Raw genomic sequence first — 15233 nt, forward strand, 5'->3', positions numbered from 1 at the left:
TCGTCCGCGGGGAGCCCTACCAGGAGGCTTCCTCTGGCGCCCGCACGCTTCTGACCCTGGCCTGGCAGCTGGCTGTCTTCGAGATCGCCGTCGAAACCGGCGCCGCGCACTCTGGCTTCCTCATGATCGACAGCCCGCAGAAGAACCTCGGCCACGGCGTCGGCAGCCTCGATGCGGTGATTGCCGATGCCCTCGCCATCGACGACTTCTACCGCCACCTCTCTGTCTGGTTGGCAGACCGAGGCACCAAGGCTCAGCTCATCGTCGTCGACAACAGCCCGCCGCTGCTCGCGGAAGGCAGCGTGGTGGCCCGCTACAGCCGCAATGAGGATCAGCCCCCTACGGGCTGATCGAGGACGAGACCAGCGCAGAACCAGAAGAGGCCAGAGAATAGGACTCCACGACACTGCAGCATGACCTTGGCCCGTCCGAACGCTCTATTCCGGCACAGACGGCGATACAGGACCACAGTGAGCACGCCCTTGCCACCGTCATCGATCGACCGCAGGTGGTTCCGGCGCCGACCTACCTCTTGTTGCGGCTGGCTGAGGACGTCATCCTCCCCGTGACGGACCTGGCAGCCGATGTCCGATCCGTGCGCGGGCTCCTTCGCCCTGGACGAGGTCGGGGCGTCCTGCTGGCCGCGTTGGAGGAGTGGACACGTGAGTGCGTCCCCAGCGCTGTCTGAAGCATCGCACCATCATCCGGTTCACTGACAACGTCCTCCGGCAGGGGGGCGAGGACATCGTCGACACCCTCAAGACGATGCGCACCGAGCACCTGGAGCGGGCCCGCGCGGCGTCGGTGCGCATCGGTGCGGTGCACTGGTGCACGCGATGCCGTGCGCTCCCGGCCTGTGGACTCCACCCGGTGGAGGCGATGTCGGGCATCGTCGGTGCGCACTGCGGCATTGGGTGCGCGGCATCAGGTGCACTCAGTGGCCGGCCTCCCGGCCGCGGTGCGGCCCGGGCTGCTACGGGCGGCGCGCCTGCCCGTCGGCCTCGCGCACCGAGCGCGGTCCATCGGCATCGTCCCGGTCGGCGTAGCGGTTCATGGCGGCGCGGACCCGGTCGGCCGCCGCGGTGAAGGCGCCCTGGAGGTGGCGCAGCCGTTCGGCCGTGAGACCGAGGGCTTCCACGTCCGTACGGAACTCCCTCAGGGCCCGCACCGCCATCAGGTCGATCGCCTCCCGGGGGCCGGCCTCCGGCTCCTTGCCGCCGCTCTTGGGATCGGCGGCCGGGGGCGCGAGCAGCTGCTTGGGCAGTGCCGCCTGCTGGTGCTGGACGCCGTACGCCCGGCTCCGCGCGGCAACGGTGGTGCGCAGCGTCTCGCGTACCACCGCGCCAGCGAGGACGACCCGGTCGTACTGCAGCGGGACGCGGGGCATCGCCCACTCCCCCGGCTCCAGGCCCGAGGGCCAGCGTGCGGCCGGTGTACCCGGGTCGGCCGGCGGCTGACAGTCCGGGTCCGGGACAGGAGTCGGCGGGCGTCGGTCGGGTTCCAGGTCAGCCAGCAACCAGCGGGCGGTGTAGAGGCGGTAGGCGGGCATCCGGCCGCGCAGTGTCTTCGGCTCGCTGATGTCCAGGCAGTACGTGGCAAGCGCGGCGTCCACGATCCGCTCGTCCAGGCCCGGTCGCCGCCGCTGCGGCGCGGGCGTACTCGAGGAGGGAGTTGATGACGTCGACGAGGCCGGCGCCGTCCAGGCGGTGCAGGACGGCCTGGTGCAGGCGGCTCCAGACGCCGGCTCTGGAGCAGATCAGGAAACGGCGGCGGGCGGTCGACTTCGAAATGCCGAAGCAGGGAGGCAGTACCCGCCAGGCGCAGCCGCTGACCAGCACGTAGATGATCGCCGCGAACAACGTCTCATCAGGCGTTTCCTGCGTCCCGCCGCCCTGCGGCCGAACCCTCGACGGAGGAATCAGCGGCTCCGCGATCTCCCACAGCCCGTCCGGAACAATCCAACTCCACGCACCCCGCCCCATACACAGCCCAACGTCCTCCTCACCACGTGGGACACGGTCTAAGTCAGGAGTTCCCCCAGCACGCGCAGGACGAAGTAGACGACGACTCCCGCGATCGCGTAGCAAGCGATCACGCTGGGGCCGGTGGCGGCGATGACCGTGCCGGAACCGTAAAACAGCCCGGTACCCGATGGCGCCAGCGATCGCCATCATCTCTCCCTCTTGTAGCCTTCGTGGGGCCGAGCTTTCTGGTGCGCTGTCGAGCGGACGGGATTCCCCGGGTCCGGTTGCATGTAAATCGTGCTCCTGTCGTTGTCCGGAGGGGCATGGGGGTCTTGCAGCGGGACAGGCCGCCGCGCGGTGGCTTCGGCCGTCTCAGGGGCGGCCGAAGGTGGCGACGCTGTCGACGCGCAGCTCGAACAGGATGCGGCGCTCGTTCCGCCCTGGCTCGCGCAACGGGTACGAACCGCTGTTGCCGGTGTACTTGGTCCACATGCGGTTCAGTTGCTCGGTCACGCGGGTGCCCTCGTCCGGATCGTCCTCGGAGACCTCCCGGATCACCGTGGCCTTGATGCTCAGCCAGTGGTAGGCGTTCTGCGGGTTCATCAGCAGGAACGAAGCCTGCGGCGTGCTACGCAGCCACTCCACCTTCTTGCGATGGGACGCCAGGTTGAGCAGAACCTTGTCGTCCTCGTAGTCGAACCAGACCGGAGTCAGGTTCGGCCGCCCCCTGCTTCCCGTCACCGCCACGACGGCAGTGACGGGCCCGTTGAGCAACTGCTTGTACACCGGGTCCAGGTCATTCAGGCCGCGCACGGCCGCGCGATCGCCGACCTCGAACTGGCCTGCCTGTGTGCCCTCGGCGACGTCCCGGAACTTCGATACAGCGATGGACATCGTGCTCTCCCTGATCTCGGCCCATCCGGTTGCGTTGACCGTAGGCCGCGGCTCAGTGCGTTATGGATGGGTGCGGGAACAGTCCTTGTCGGAGATGCTGTGGCTGGCCACAGGTTGCAGCGGACGCTCAGGGCGGCGGTGCTCTCGCGCATGCTCGCGCGCGCCCTGTGGGGCTGCGGCCCTGGCTTTTACCAGTTTCGTCCACGTCGAAGACGTCGAGTCAGACGGTACCTCGACGTGGAGGCTCTCGGCTGCGCGTGGTGGTCAGTCGGCGGAGTGCCGACGGATGGCGTCGAGCAAGTCGTCGACATCCTGTTCCGACGTGGCGAAGGAGGTTACGAAACGGGCGACGCCGGGGTCCCAGCGGTCGTGGTAGAAGACGTATCCCTCGGCGAGGAGCCCCTTGGTGACCTGCTCGGGCAGGTGGCAGAAGAGCATGTTGGCGTCGACCGTGCCGAGGCGGCCGATCTCGGGGATCTTGTCCAGGCCCTCCTGGAGGCGGGCGGCCATGGCGTTGGCGTGAGCGGCGTTGCGGAGCCACAGGTCGTCGGCGAGGTAGGCGCCCACCTGGGCTGAATGGAAGCGCATCTTGGCGGGGAGTTGGCCTGCGCGTTTGGCGCGGAAGGTGAGTTCGGTGGTGAGCGAGCGGTCGAAGACGACGATCGCGTCGGCGGTCATCGTGCCGTTCTTGGTGGCCCCGAATGACAGCAGATCGACGCCGGCCCGCCAAGTCAGCTCGGCGGGCGTACAGCCCAGGGACGCGACGGCTCCGGCGAAGCGCGCGCCGTCCATGTGCAAGCGCAGGCCCGCGTCCTTGGTGATGGACCCGAGGACCGAGAGCTCGTCGAGGGTGTAGACCGCTCCGGTCTCGGTGGCCTGGGTGACGCTCACCGCGGATGGCTGCGCGCTGTGTTTGTCTCCGGCCATGTGCCCTACGGCCGTCCGGAGTTCACCGGGATCGATCTTGGCGTCGCCACCGCCGAGCAGAACGAGTTTGGCGCCCGCGGTGTAGAACTCGGGTGCCCCGCACTCGTCGTGGTTGATGTGGCTGTCGCGGTGACACAGCACGCTGCCCCACGGCGGGGTGAGGGCGGCCAGGCTCAGGGCGTTCGCAGCGGTTCCCGTGGAGACCAGCAGGACGTCGACGTCCCGCTCGAATATCTCGCTCAGCTGGCGGTTGACATCGGCCGTGTAGGCATCCGCGCCGTAGGGCAGGGCGGGACCGGACGCTGCCCGCGCGACCGCTTCCAGGATTTCCGGTGAGGTGGGGGCGGTGTTGTCGCTGCTGAAAGTACGTGTCAGAGGCCTTGTGGAAGTCACGGTCGGGTCCTTGTGTCGTTTCGTCGGCGGGCGAGCGTTGTTTCTGCCGGGGCCTGGAACCTCGGTCCCAGAGGACGCGACGAGCCGCCGCAGGCTGTGGAGCCTACGGCGGCGTGGTCGCTGTCCTTGTTGCACAGGGATCAAGGATGTGTGTAGTCGACTGCGGCGGGCTCGGCGTACTCGTCGAGTTCGGGGAGGTTCACCACGATGGGGTCGATGCCGGAGCGGACGACGGCCCAGACGGTCTCGAACTCCGGGGAGGCGTTGATCTCCTGGTGTACGACGTGGGCCGGGATGAACACGAAGTCGCCGGGCCCGGCTTCGGCGACGTTCTCCAGCTTGTCGCCCCAGCGGTATCGGGCGGTGCCGCTGATGACGTAGAGGACGGTCTCCTGGTCGCCGTGGTGGTGTGCGCCGGTGGCGGCACCTGGCCGTACGGTGCTTTGGAAGGCCGACAGATGGGCCGCGCCGGGGTTTCGGCTGTCGAAGGCGACCTTGCGGATCAGGCCGGGTGTCTGCGGGGTGTTGCCGTCGAGCTGGTCCTGGTGCACGACGCGGATCTGGGGTTCGGAGTGGTTCTCGCCCATGAGGTACTTCTCCTCGGTCAGGTTGTGCGGTGGGTGCCGGCCAGCGGCCAGGAGTCTCCTCCGATGACGAACAGGAGGAGCCAGACAATGGCCAGGTCCATGAAGCCGAGGGCGTTGCCCGCGATACCGGGAGCGATCGTCGGCTCATGGAGGATGTGGGCGGCGACCAGCCGGTAGTACACCGTGAAGGTGACGACCGCGAGCGCCAGCGTGACAAGGATGCGCAGGCACCGGTTCCGTGCCGGGCTGAGGTGATGGGGTCTGTTTCCCGCGCAGTTGGCCCAGAAGATGATCCAGAAGACCCAGCAGACTCCGAGCTGGGCGGGAAAGAGACTGAGTCCGTCAGAGCCGATGGCGGCTCGTGCGTCGCCTCCCAGCAAGAGGCGGCTCACTCCCGAGAGCGCGAAGTAGAGGCAGGTTCCGACGACCACGTTGCCCACGGTGGTGAAGAGAAACCAGCGGGCGCCACCCTTCATCGCCTTCCAGGGCTGGTTGTCGGTGAGATTGCCGGTGACGATGATCGATACGACCATCGAGTAGAAGAGGCCGACGACCTCGTTGACGGTCAGCGGCGCTTCCCTGACGCTGGTCCAACTGGCCAGCACAGGAAGGGCGAAGACGCTGTAGAGGACGATGCTCGCGACCGTGGAGACGGCGATCTCGGCGATCCCGGCCCATGGCTGGGCGAGACCGAGCGTCTTCCATGGGCGATGCTCGAACACGGTCGCGGAGGGCACATTCGTCACGAAGACGAAGAGGACGAAGATCGCTCCGATGAAGTAGCCCACGCCACCGGCGCGTTCTGGAGCGAAGCTGCGGTCCACCGAACTCCACACCAGGGCGAGCAGGGACGTGAGCCCTACGCCCGAGCCGATGGTGACCACGGCGAATGCCAGGCCCCTCAGGGGCTGTGCGAGCCGGTCGAAGCCCTTCAGTTCCAGGTTGAAGGCAAGACAGACGACGGCGAAGAGAGTCCAGAAGATCACGGCGTTCGCCGGGTTGCCGTAGACGTCCAGCACGCTCCACCGGGGGTCGATGAAGAGCCACCAGGAAGCGAGCGACAACACGGTCACGATCAGCAGGGTCGCACCAGCTTTTCGCGCTTCCGCGGAGGGCGGGGCAGTGGGTTCGGGAGCGATGCCGGGTGTCGGCGTGGCCACGGGTATCGCCGCTTGTGGGCTGTCGTGCATGGGTCCTCCCCGCGTCGTTGCTGGGTGAGGACATGGTCATCTCCGCGCCACACAATCCGTGCTGTGGCGATGCACAGTCTTTGCCGCGATCGCTGTGCCCTATGACATGGTCAGAGGAAGCGGGTGATGTCGTCGATCGCCAGCGCCATACGCAGCGTGGTGAGGTCGCCGACGCTGCTCAGGGAGATGTTCAGCAGGCTCTCGATGCGCTTGATGCGCAGACCGACCGTGTTGGCGTGGATGAAGAGCGCCTCCGCGGTGGCAGAGGTGCTGAGATCGTGGTCGAGGTAGGTGCGCAAGGTGCCGACCAGTTCCGTGCCCCGCTGCCGGTCGTAGTCGTGCAGGGGACCGATCCAACGCGCGGCGAGGACCCCCACGCGATGGGGGTCGACGTCGGCGAGGAGCATGCCGAGCACTCCCGCTGAGGCGACGGTGAGGATGTCCTCGTCGGGCGTGTGGGGAAGGAGCCGGAGCAGCCCGGTGACCTGGCGGAACGCCCCCGACAGGTGTCCGGGCTCGGGGCAGGTCTCGCTCATGGCCACGCGTACGCCGCCCTCCATCGCCTGGCACGCGACAGTGTGTATGTGCCGCGCCAGCTCCTCGACCTCTGGGGCGTCCCCCGCCGGCGCCACGATCGTGATCACTCCGTCGCGCAGCGCGAGAAGCGGTTTCGGCCGGGCTCGGGACAGCACGAGGGACTGCACCAGGCGGAGCAGTTCGGCGGTGACCGTCTCACCTGCCTCCCCGGCCTCTTCGTGTCGGATGGCCAGTACGCGCTGAGGGAGCCGAAGATCGCTGCCCAGCCGGTCACCGCGTGCGATCAGCACCTCCGGGTCGGTGACGCTGCCGGCGGCGAGTTCGGAGACCAGATCTCCGCGCAACTGCCACTGGGCGTCGACCACGGCCCGCCGGCGCAGCATCTCCAGGCCGAGCACGACCGCGGCCTGCGCGATGGCGCGCAGACGCACGTCGTCGTCCTCCGCCTCGCCGGCCAGCCACAGCACGCCCAGTGTTTCCTCGCCCACGCGAACCGGCCCCGCCAGGAGACCGGGAAACGCCTCGGAGGAGACCACCGGAGAAGCGCCGGCCACAAGGCTGAGGAGTGATGCGTGCGGCTGCTGCCCGGACAGCCAGTCCGGCGGGCGTACGGAAACCCCGGCTCGGGGCACGCTGGCGAGGATCTGCCCGGAGACGTCCTGGACCACGACGGCACGGTCCGCGATCTCGGCCAGCGCGGCGGCGATGTCACTGACCCCGCCGCCGCGCCGGGCCACGCCGATGAACCGGTCATGGATGGCGGCGTGCTGCCGCAGCAGGTCGTTCAGCGAACTCAGCTCACGCAGACGACTGCGGTCACGGACCAGCTGGGCGCTGGTCTCCAGGGCGATGCCGGCATGGCTGGCGAGGACCTGCAGCAACTGCAGCCCCCCAGGACCCAGGCGGCGCGGATCGCTGCCGTAGACGTTCATCGTGCCCACGGTCTCGCCCTGGTTGCGCAGGGGCACCGCCGCCATCGAGCGGTGTCCGTGCTCCTGGGCGGCTCTGGCCCATGGACCGTAGGAGGGGTCGCGGGAGATGTCCTCGACGATCACCGGGGAGCCCTCTATGAAGGCCCTGCGGGACGGACTTCCGGTGAAGGTGTCTTCGGGGACCAGGAACAGCGGTGACTCCTCGTTCACCAGCCGGACATAGCTCAGGCTCAGCCCCCAGCATCCTTCGATGCGCAGGACTTTTCGGTCGTCGTCGACCAGCAGCACGGCAGCGCTCTCGTAGCCGAGCAGATCGCAGGCGGTGCGGGCGATCTGTTCCAGGAGTCCTGGCAGGTCACGCCGCTGGTTCACCGCGATGGCCAGTTCGTCGATGGCGCTCATCCAGCGCAGCAGATCCGGTGGTGCGGACGACACGGACGTCATCGATACCTCCCAGCAGACACCTTTCGGGGGTATCACCCCTGTGTTCGTTCCCATTCTATTGGTGAAGTCCTGTGGTGCTACACATCGGGTGTCTCGCTACGGCGGGGTGACCATGGCGTTCACCACCCCCTGGGCGAGAGGAATCCATGGTGGACAGCTACAAGGGCTTGCGTGCCGCCGTCGTCGGCGGCTCCATCGGAGGGTTGACCAGCGCGCTGCTGTTGCGCGGGCTGGGTTTCACCGTCGACGTCTACGAGCGCACGCCGACCCCTCTGGAGAACCGCGGCGGCGGGATCGTGCTGCAGCCCACCACCATGAAGTGGTTTGGTGAACGCAGCGCCCACCGCATCGAGGAACTCAGCACGGTCACTCACCACGTCCGGTATCTCGGCAAGGGCAATGACGTGCTCCACGACGATCCGGTCGAGTGGCGCTACTCGTCATGGTCGACGATCTACCGGTCCTTGCTCGACGACTTCGGAACGGACCGCTATCACCTCGGCGAGTTCTGCGCCGGCTTCGACCAGGACGCCGACAGCGTGACTCTGCGGTTCGTGTCGGGCCGAAGTGAGCGTGCCGACCTGGTCGTCTTCGCCGACGGCATCACCTCGACAGCTCGCCGACGCATGTTTCCGAAGCTTCAGCGGCTCTACTCGGGGTACGTCGGCTGGCGCGGCACAGTGCCGGAGCGTCATGTGAGCGAGGAGACCCGGCGGCTGCTGGGCGACGCGCTGACCTACAGCGTGGCCCGCGACGCGCACATCGTCCTGTACCCCATCCCGGGACTCGATGGCGGACTTCAGGAGGGGCAGCGCCTGCTCAACTACGTCTGGTACCGCAATGTTCCCGACGGGCCGCCGCTCCATGAGCTGACCACGGACCTGCGGGGCTTCGACTGCCCTGTCTCCGTGCATCCCGGCCAGGTGCAACGACGCTACGTGGACGAGATGCGAGCGGCGGCCGAGGAGTTGCTTGCGCCCGCGGCGGCCGAGACCGTTCTTCGGACGGAACAGCCCTATCTCCAGGTCGTCTTCGACACACGGATACCGGCGATGGCCGAGGGCCGGGTAGCGATCATCGGAGACGCCGCCTTCGCCGCCCGACCGCACGCCGCCGCCGGCACGGCCAAGGCCGCGGACGACGCGTGGACGCTCTACGAGCACCTGAGCACGGCCGGCGGCGATATCCCCTCCGCTCTCAAGCGTTGGGAACCAGCCCAGTTGCAGCTGGGCAACCAACTGATCGACCGCGTGGCGGAGATGGGACATCGCTCCCAGGTGGCAGGCACCTGGACGCCCGGTGACCCGGACCTGCGCTTCGGCCTGTACGGGCCGGGTGTCTGACACCGGAACAGCCGCTGCTCTCCTTCGCCATTCGGCACAACCACATTATTCAACAAAGGAGTTGGACATGAAGGCGCTCGTCTATGACGGACCGGGCAAGATCGAGTTCCGGGATCACCCGATGCCCGTGCTGACCGAGAACACCGACCTGCTCATGCGCGTCAGTCACACCACGATCTGCGGCACGGACTCCCACATCATCAAGGGCGGCGTGCCCACGGTGAAGCCGGGTACGGTCCTCGGTCACGAGGCCACCGGCGTGGTCGAGGAGGTCGGGTCGTCGGTGACGAACATCCGGCCGGGCGACCGGATCCTCGCTGTCTGCGTCAGCGCCTGCGGGTTCTGCCGGTTCTGCACGACTGGCATGTACGGTCAGTGTGTCAGCGGAGGCTGGGCCCTGGGCAACACCATCGACGGCGTGCAGGCGGAGTACGCTCGTATCCCCTTCGCCCGCAACTCCGTCTACAAGATCCCTGACACCCTCTCCGACGAGCAGGTTCTGTTCCTGACCGACATCCTCGCCACCGGCTACGAGGTCGGCGTCCTGAACGGGCAGGTCCGCCCCGGCGACACCGTCGTCATCGTCGGAGCGGGACCGGTGGGCCTGTCCGCCACGGTCACGGCCAAGCTGTTCTCGCCCCGCAACATCGTCGTCGTCGAACGCACCCCCGCCCGCCGCGAGATGGCCCTCAAGCTGGGCGCCACCCACGCGGTCGGCGAAGACGAGGTCCACGAGCTGGTCGGCAAACTCACCGACGGCTACGGCGCCGACGTCACCATCGAGGCCGTCGGCTTCCCGGACGCCTTCGAACTCGCCGCTGACCTGGTCCGCTCCGGCGGACACATCGCCAACATCGGCGTGCACGAAGGACCCGCCACCCTCCACCTGGAAAAGCTCTGGGCCAAGCAGGTGACCATCACCACCGGCATCCCCTCCGGCCTCACCATCCCCCAGCTGATGAACTCCATCGCCACCGGCGCCCTCGACGCCACCCAACTCATCAGCCACCGCCTGCCACTGGCCGACACCATGCAGGGCTATGACATCTTCACCAACAGCGCCGACACCGGCGCCCTCAAAGTCGTCCTGACCAACAACTGACAGCTGCGCAGCCTACTGTCGGCAGCAGATAGCCAATCGTGGGGCTGGGTCCCATGGGACCCGGCCCCACGATTTTCTGTTCCACTTGAGGCAGTTGGTTCGCAACGAGGAGAGCCGCTGCCCTGAGCGATTGCGGGCACAGCGTCATTCGTCGCAGATGGTGCGTTACGGGGTGTTCGGGATGTAGGTGCGCCACTGGGTCTCGGTCAGCGCTACTGGAGGCCAGGCGAGAGCAGCGCCGCCTGGCCCGCCAGGGCTGGGACAACGTCGCCACGGCGTCAAGCCCGTCTACGCTCCGCCCAGCGAGGACGCGGCGACGGAGCGGTTCCTGGAATTCCAAGAGTCCCCGGGGCCGAAGTATCCGGCGATCGTGAGCTGCAGTTGGACGCCTGGGCCGAGTTCGTGCCCTTCCTCTCGTTCGGCGTCGAGTTACGCAAGGTCATCTGCGGTACGAACGCGATCGACAGCGTCAACGCCCGCATCCGCAAGGCCGTCCGCACCCGCGGGTACTTCCCCGACCAAGCCGCCCTCACGTGCATCTGCATGGCACGGGTGAGCCTGGACCCGACGGGGAAGGGCCGCACCATGGGGACCGCGCGCTGGAAGGCCCCCTGAACGCGGTCCAGATCGCCTTCGACGGCCGGCCCGGAGCAGCAGCTGACCACTCACCAACCAGGATCAGCCGTTAAGTGGCACACCCAGCCGTGGCCGTGTGGTGGGGGTCAGGGCCCGGGCTGCGGCCCGTGTCAGGTCCGGCCGGCCCAGGACGTCTGTGCTGTCGATGAACTGGTCGACCGCCCCGACCACCGGCAGGTCCCGCAGGACCGGGTCCTCGATGCGCGCCTTCAGCGCCCGTGTGAAGCGTTCGGCATGCAGGACGCGGAACGGTCTGGAGCGGTAAGGGCGCGTGCCCGGGTCGACATAGTCGGTGAGCTCCAGCTGGTTGTGCATCTGGGCGACGATCTCGTACGCCTGGGCGAGATGGTGTTCGCGGGTGTGCCAGTCCGTGGCGGCAAGGGTCGCGGTGAGTACGGGGGTGAGCCGAGGGGCCGTGGGGGTGCGGGCGAAGGCACTGCCGAGCCATTTGGCGTACGGAGGGTAGCGCCGGTCCATCAGGAGGCAGAGCCGCATCAGGTCACGGACCAGGCGCGCGGCGACAACGGCGGAACCCAGTTCGTCGCCGACTTCGCCACAGCGGCCGACGAAAGCTTCCTCTTGGGACACGCGCTGCCATTGGCACGCGAGGAGGTGGAGCCACACGTCGCGGGGGTACCAGCGCAGGGCCGTGCGTAAGGGCGAGAGGACGTGGAGACCGTCATGGAAGACAGCGCCGGCGGTCACCTCGGCGAAGAGCTGAGTGGGTGTGGCGAGCCAGTCGGCAGGGGTGATGCCGGACGCCGGGTCGAAACCGAGGGCGGCGGTGAACCAGGAGGAGACGCCGGTCACTTCGACGCGGTGGCGAACAGGGCCGTCGGTGAACTGCATGACGCGGACGTCCCCGTCACCTGTGGGAGCGAAGTGGGTCGGATAGCCGTGGAAAGTCTTCGGGAGATGTTCGGCGAGCGTGTGTCTGATGCGTGCCGCGTGACGGGGCACGTCATGAGGGTGGAGGAAGAGCTGGAGACGCGGGCCCCATTCGTGATCGGCGGAGCGTGCGGTGTCGTAGCCGAGGACCTCGGAGCCACCGCCGATGCGGGCTGCGGAATGCGGGGTTGCGGGGGCCGCTTCCTCCAGCAGAGGACGTACGGCCTCGGTGTAGAAGCGGCGGCTGAGTTCAAGGCCGGGTATGAAAGCTGGCATATGTTCATGGCGCATGCCACGACACCTGCCCCCGTCGCACCCGGTCAAGCACAGAGCTTTCACGACATCACCACATCGTTGCCGCCCCGAGCCTGCCCCAGTCAGGGATCCCGGGCGGCCGAGGTCACTTGCCGAGGGTTCGCCAGGACTTCGACCGGCGGATCACATGCTGGTCCAGGAAGTTCTGGAACTCGTTCGGCGGCCGGGACCGGGACGCCTCGCCGGTCGGCGGCAGACCGCTGAGGTGGGCCGTACCAAGTTTCGTAGAGTCCGGTGATCTTGATTCAGGCGGCCTGTGGGGTGTGCTCCTGGCTTTGCCGGAAGCCGGATTCGTACTCGACAGGCGGCATGTAGTCGAGTGCAGAGCGGAGGCGCTCTTCGTTGTACCAGGTGACCCACTGGAAGATCCCCCGCTCGACCTGGTCGATGCCCTTCCAAGCGTCTCCACAGGGCCGTCTCCCGTGCATCCAGTGGGAGTTCGGTCCGCATGTGGTTCGCGATCTGCCAGCCGACGATCATGCGGGAGTACACGTCCAGGACGAAGGCGACGTATGCCCAGCCCGGCCAGGTCCTGACGTAGGGCATATCGACCACCCACAGCTGGTCGGGCCGGCTCGCAGTGAAGTCGCGGTCGACCGGGTCCGGCGGCCGGGGCGCCGACGGCTCCGGGACCGTGGTCCGTCGCCGCTGTCCGCGGATGACACCCTCCAGGCCCAGCTCGGCCATCAGCCGCTCGACGGTGCAGCGGGCCACGCCGACGCCTTTGCGCAGCAGCGCGCGGGTGATCCGGCGCACACCATAGCTGCGGCCCGATTCCGCGTGCATCTCCTCGATCAGCGGCATGAACTGTTCGTAACGGAGCCGACGGGCCCGCCTCGGCCGCTTCTTGCGGGCGAAGTACGTCGACGGCGACAGCTCAAGGACCCGGCAGACCGGATCGACCCCGAGACCTCTGTCACGCAGGTGGTCCATCACCTGCTCAGCCTCGTCCGGCTGACACCGTTGGCGAATTCAGGTCTGCCTGCTGATCTCCTGTCGGCGGGATGACGGGACCGGCCGGCGTGGGGGCCGCGGTGAGGTGATCGACATGTCGCTGCATCCCCATGAGCCCGCAGAGGTTCCAGCCCGTACGGCCGAGGTGGCCCATCTGGCCTTCCCGAAGGGCTGTTTGTGCATGCGGGTCCGGGATGTGCTCGGTCCGCTGTTCCACGACGAGGAGTTCGCGGATCTCTTCCCGCGCCGCGGGCAGCCCGCGTGGCTGCCCGGTACCGATCCTGGTCAGTCTCGGCCTGCCCATCGCCGCGGTGGCCCCGGCCGCACTCGCCGCCGCCTTCCTCACCTCCGTCGTCGACGCCACCACGTACGCGCTCCCGGCCCTCACCACCACCGGCCCGATCGCGCCGGACCGGCTCCTCGGCCTGGCCTGCGGACTGGGCGGCATGCTCGGCGGCTACCCCGGCGCCCACCGCGACCACCGGCCGGCTCGCCCACCCCCGGGCCGGGATGCGGGTAGCCGTGCACCGCGCGCGGGGACAGGCAACCTGAGGTGGCCTGCCGACCGCTCAACCGGATCCCGGTGAGCGCCCGCCGGCCCTGTGGCTGCGCTGTGCCAAGGCAGTTCCGGGCAAGACCAGCACGCAGCTCACGGGGCACGCAGCCGCACAGCCAGCTCTTCTGCAGGCCGCCTGACGACTGCTCACGCGAGGAGCCTGCGCGTACATGGCTACCTGGCCGACCGGCAGGCCGCGGCGATGGGAATGCGGGCCATCGGCTGGACGTACGCGCCCGAGGCTGAGTTCACCGCCACCGGCTTCGACGCCGGCGTACTCAGCGAGTTCAGCACCCGGTTGGCCGGTCACGGTCTGGAGCGGGGACTATCAACCGGCTCCTGGAACTCCACAAGGACGCGCAGCTGGTCGATACCGTGGGCAAGGAGCACACCGATGCCACACACGTGATCGGCCCTGTTCGAGACCTGAACCGGCTGGAACCGGCCGGGGAGAGCACGAGGGCCGCCCTGGAGGCCCTTGCCGTGCGGCTCCCGGCCGGACAGCCCGATCGACGTCACAAAGATCGCCGCCTATCGCTACGCTACGCGTCAACGGTTGGACCATGCCGTCGTCGACGACCGCACGCCATCGGCTCACGGTGGTGTTCGGCCAGGACGGCCTTGCCCTGTACCCGGCCGACTGGGCCGTCAACAACCCCGGTGTGATGGAGAGATGGATGCCGTCGCTGTCCTGCGGCAGGTCCTCGTGCAGACCTGTTACGCAGCGTGAGAAGAGAGAGAAGAAGGTCGGCGTGCGGTGGAAGCAGCCTGGGAACGGGAGTTCAGGGAGTTCGCCGAGGCGCGGCAACGGGATCTCAGACGTAGCGCCTATCTGCTGTGCGGAGACTGGCACGAGGCGCAGGATCTGACCCAGACGACTCTCATGAAGCTGTACGTCACCTGGAGACGCGTCCGGCGCCGCGGCGATGTGGAGTTGGAGGCGCGCACCATTCTCATGCGCACCTTCGTCGACCAGTATCGCCGCCCCAGGGCGACGGAGGAACCTGTTCGCGAGGTGCCGGAGGTCCAGGCCGGAGACGCTGCGGCTCCCGAGCCGGAACTCCGCCTCGTGCTGCAGGCGCAGCTCATGCAGCTGCCCCCGCGTTACCGTGCGGTGCTGGTCCTGCGGTACTGGGAGGACTGGAGTGTGGAACAGACGGCACATGCGCTCCGCGTGTCCACGGGCACGGTCAAGAGCCACAGTGCCAAAGGGCTGAGCCGCCTGCGTCGGCTCATCGAGCGAGGAGAGGGTGAGGTGAGCCGGAGATGACAGGTGCCACGGAGCGGTCAGATGGCGACGAGTTGCGCGGTGCGTTTGAGACGATCCTCGTGGGCGAGCCGGAGCCGCCCTTTCACGACACCGTCTCCGCAGCGATCGACGGCGGGCGCCGGTTGCGCAGGCGGCGCAGGGCCGCGACAACGGCGGGGCTCGCCACGACGTTGGTCCTCGCGGTCGTGAGCTTCTGGGCGCTCGGCCGCTACGAGTCGGAGCCCATCCGGCCGACCGGACCTGCCCGCAGTCCCGTCTCGAGCCCCAGTAACGCCTCCACAGGCAGTCCTGTCCCCACGGT

General features: G+C 68.1%; 14 protein-coding genes and 3 pseudogenes. 6 read left to right on the plus strand and 11 right to left on the minus strand.

All coding sequences use genetic code 11. The features are described 5' to 3' along the window. Positions 1-122: 122 nt before the first annotated feature. Positions 123-350, plus strand: coding sequence for a hypothetical protein (locus tag CTZ28_RS49175; RefSeq protein ID WP_259472093.1), 228 nt, complete (start codon positions 123-125; stop codon positions 348-350). Between the two features lie 623 nt (positions 351-973). On the opposite strand, the gene CTZ28_RS49180 is transcribed toward CTZ28_RS49175, so the two are convergent. The 8 genes and pseudogenes from CTZ28_RS49180 to CTZ28_RS44150 form a co-directional block, all read right to left on the minus strand. Next, the gene (locus CTZ28_RS49180; RefSeq protein ID WP_259472094.1) at positions 974-1612 is read right to left on the minus strand and encodes a hypothetical protein; all 639 of its coding nucleotides are present in this window, start codon (positions 1610-1612) and stop codon (positions 974-976) included. Next, positions 1605-1982 (minus strand): annotated as a pseudogene (locus CTZ28_RS44120) (transposase); the annotation flags it as partial. The pseudogene CTZ28_RS44120 and the gene CTZ28_RS49180, both read right to left, overlap by 8 nt. A gap of 38 nt (positions 1983-2020) precedes the next feature. Continuing rightward, positions 2021-2095, minus strand: coding sequence for a hypothetical protein (locus tag CTZ28_RS49845; protein WP_398657991.1), 75 nt, complete (start codon positions 2093-2095; stop codon positions 2021-2023). 241 nt (positions 2096-2336) lie between these two features. After that, positions 2337-2858, minus strand: coding sequence for a pyridoxamine 5'-phosphate oxidase family protein (locus CTZ28_RS44130; RefSeq protein ID WP_121895393.1), 522 nt, complete (start codon positions 2856-2858; stop codon positions 2337-2339). A gap of 264 nt (positions 2859-3122) precedes the next feature. Beyond that, positions 3123-4178, minus strand: a complete 1056-nt coding sequence (locus CTZ28_RS44135; RefSeq protein WP_121895394.1) for a threonine aldolase family protein — start codon at positions 4176-4178, stop codon at positions 3123-3125. Between the two features lie 140 nt (positions 4179-4318). Continuing rightward, positions 4319-4765, minus strand: coding sequence for a cupin domain-containing protein (locus tag CTZ28_RS44140; RefSeq protein ID WP_121895395.1), 447 nt, complete (start codon positions 4763-4765; stop codon positions 4319-4321). A gap of 17 nt (positions 4766-4782) precedes the next feature. Further along, on the minus strand, positions 4783-5838 hold the full coding sequence (locus CTZ28_RS44145; protein ID WP_121895396.1) for a hypothetical protein: 1056 nt from the start codon (positions 5836-5838) through the stop codon (positions 4783-4785). 227 nt (positions 5839-6065) lie between these two features. Further along, a complete protein-coding gene (locus tag CTZ28_RS44150) occupies positions 6066-7868 on the minus strand; it encodes a helix-turn-helix domain-containing protein (protein ID WP_183154884.1) in 1803 nt (600 codons plus the stop codon). A gap of 146 nt (positions 7869-8014) precedes the next feature. Here CTZ28_RS44150 and CTZ28_RS44155 point away from each other — a divergent pair, with 146 nt between their 5' ends. The 3 genes and pseudogenes from CTZ28_RS44155 to CTZ28_RS50080 all read left to right on the plus strand — a co-directional run. After that, positions 8015-9211 (plus strand): FAD binding domain-containing protein, encoded by a 1197-nt coding sequence (locus CTZ28_RS44155; RefSeq protein WP_121895398.1) that lies wholly within the window; start codon positions 8015-8017, stop codon positions 9209-9211. Positions 9212-9278: 67 nt separating this feature from the next. Continuing rightward, positions 9279-10313 carry an alcohol dehydrogenase catalytic domain-containing protein gene (locus CTZ28_RS44160; protein WP_121895399.1) on the plus strand — a complete coding sequence of 345 codons (1035 nt, stop codon included), beginning with the start codon at positions 9279-9281 and terminating at the stop codon, positions 10311-10313. A 236-nt stretch (positions 10314-10549) separates the two neighbouring features. Further along, positions 10550-11002: pseudogene (locus tag CTZ28_RS50080) on the plus strand (transposase); the annotation flags it as partial. Here the strand turns inward: CTZ28_RS50080 and CTZ28_RS44170 are convergent. From CTZ28_RS44170 to CTZ28_RS49860, 3 genes and pseudogenes are all read right to left on the minus strand, one after another. Further along, positions 10992-12113, minus strand: a complete 1122-nt coding sequence (locus tag CTZ28_RS44170) for a DUF4037 domain-containing protein (protein ID WP_121895400.1) — start codon at positions 12111-12113, stop codon at positions 10992-10994. The pseudogene CTZ28_RS50080 and the gene CTZ28_RS44170 sit on opposite strands and share 11 nt — an antisense overlap. A 284-nt stretch (positions 12114-12397) precedes the next feature. Next, complete coding sequence (locus tag CTZ28_RS49855) at positions 12398-12580, minus strand: integrase core domain-containing protein (RefSeq protein WP_398657993.1); 183 nt, start codon at positions 12578-12580, stop codon at positions 12398-12400. Positions 12581-12605: 25 nt separating this feature from the next. Continuing rightward, a pseudogene (locus CTZ28_RS49860) lies at positions 12606-13085 on the minus strand (IS3 family transposase); the annotation flags it as partial. 332 nt (positions 13086-13417) lie between these two features. Between CTZ28_RS49860 and CTZ28_RS49865 the strand changes: the two are divergent. Both CTZ28_RS49865 and CTZ28_RS44195 read left to right on the plus strand, forming a co-directional pair. Next, positions 13418-13693: a hypothetical protein gene (locus CTZ28_RS49865; protein ID WP_398657986.1), complete on the plus strand. Its 276-nt coding sequence runs from the start codon at positions 13418-13420 to the stop codon at positions 13691-13693. 726 nt (positions 13694-14419) lie between these two features. Then, on the plus strand, positions 14420-14932 hold the full coding sequence (locus tag CTZ28_RS44195) for a SigE family RNA polymerase sigma factor (protein WP_121895403.1): 513 nt from the start codon (positions 14420-14422) through the stop codon (positions 14930-14932). Positions 14933-15233 lie beyond the last annotated feature (301 nt).

It is taken from the genome of Streptomyces shenzhenensis (assembly GCF_003688995.1).
Classification (GTDB): domain Bacteria; phylum Actinomycetota; class Actinomycetes; order Streptomycetales; family Streptomycetaceae; genus Streptomyces; species Streptomyces shenzhenensis_A.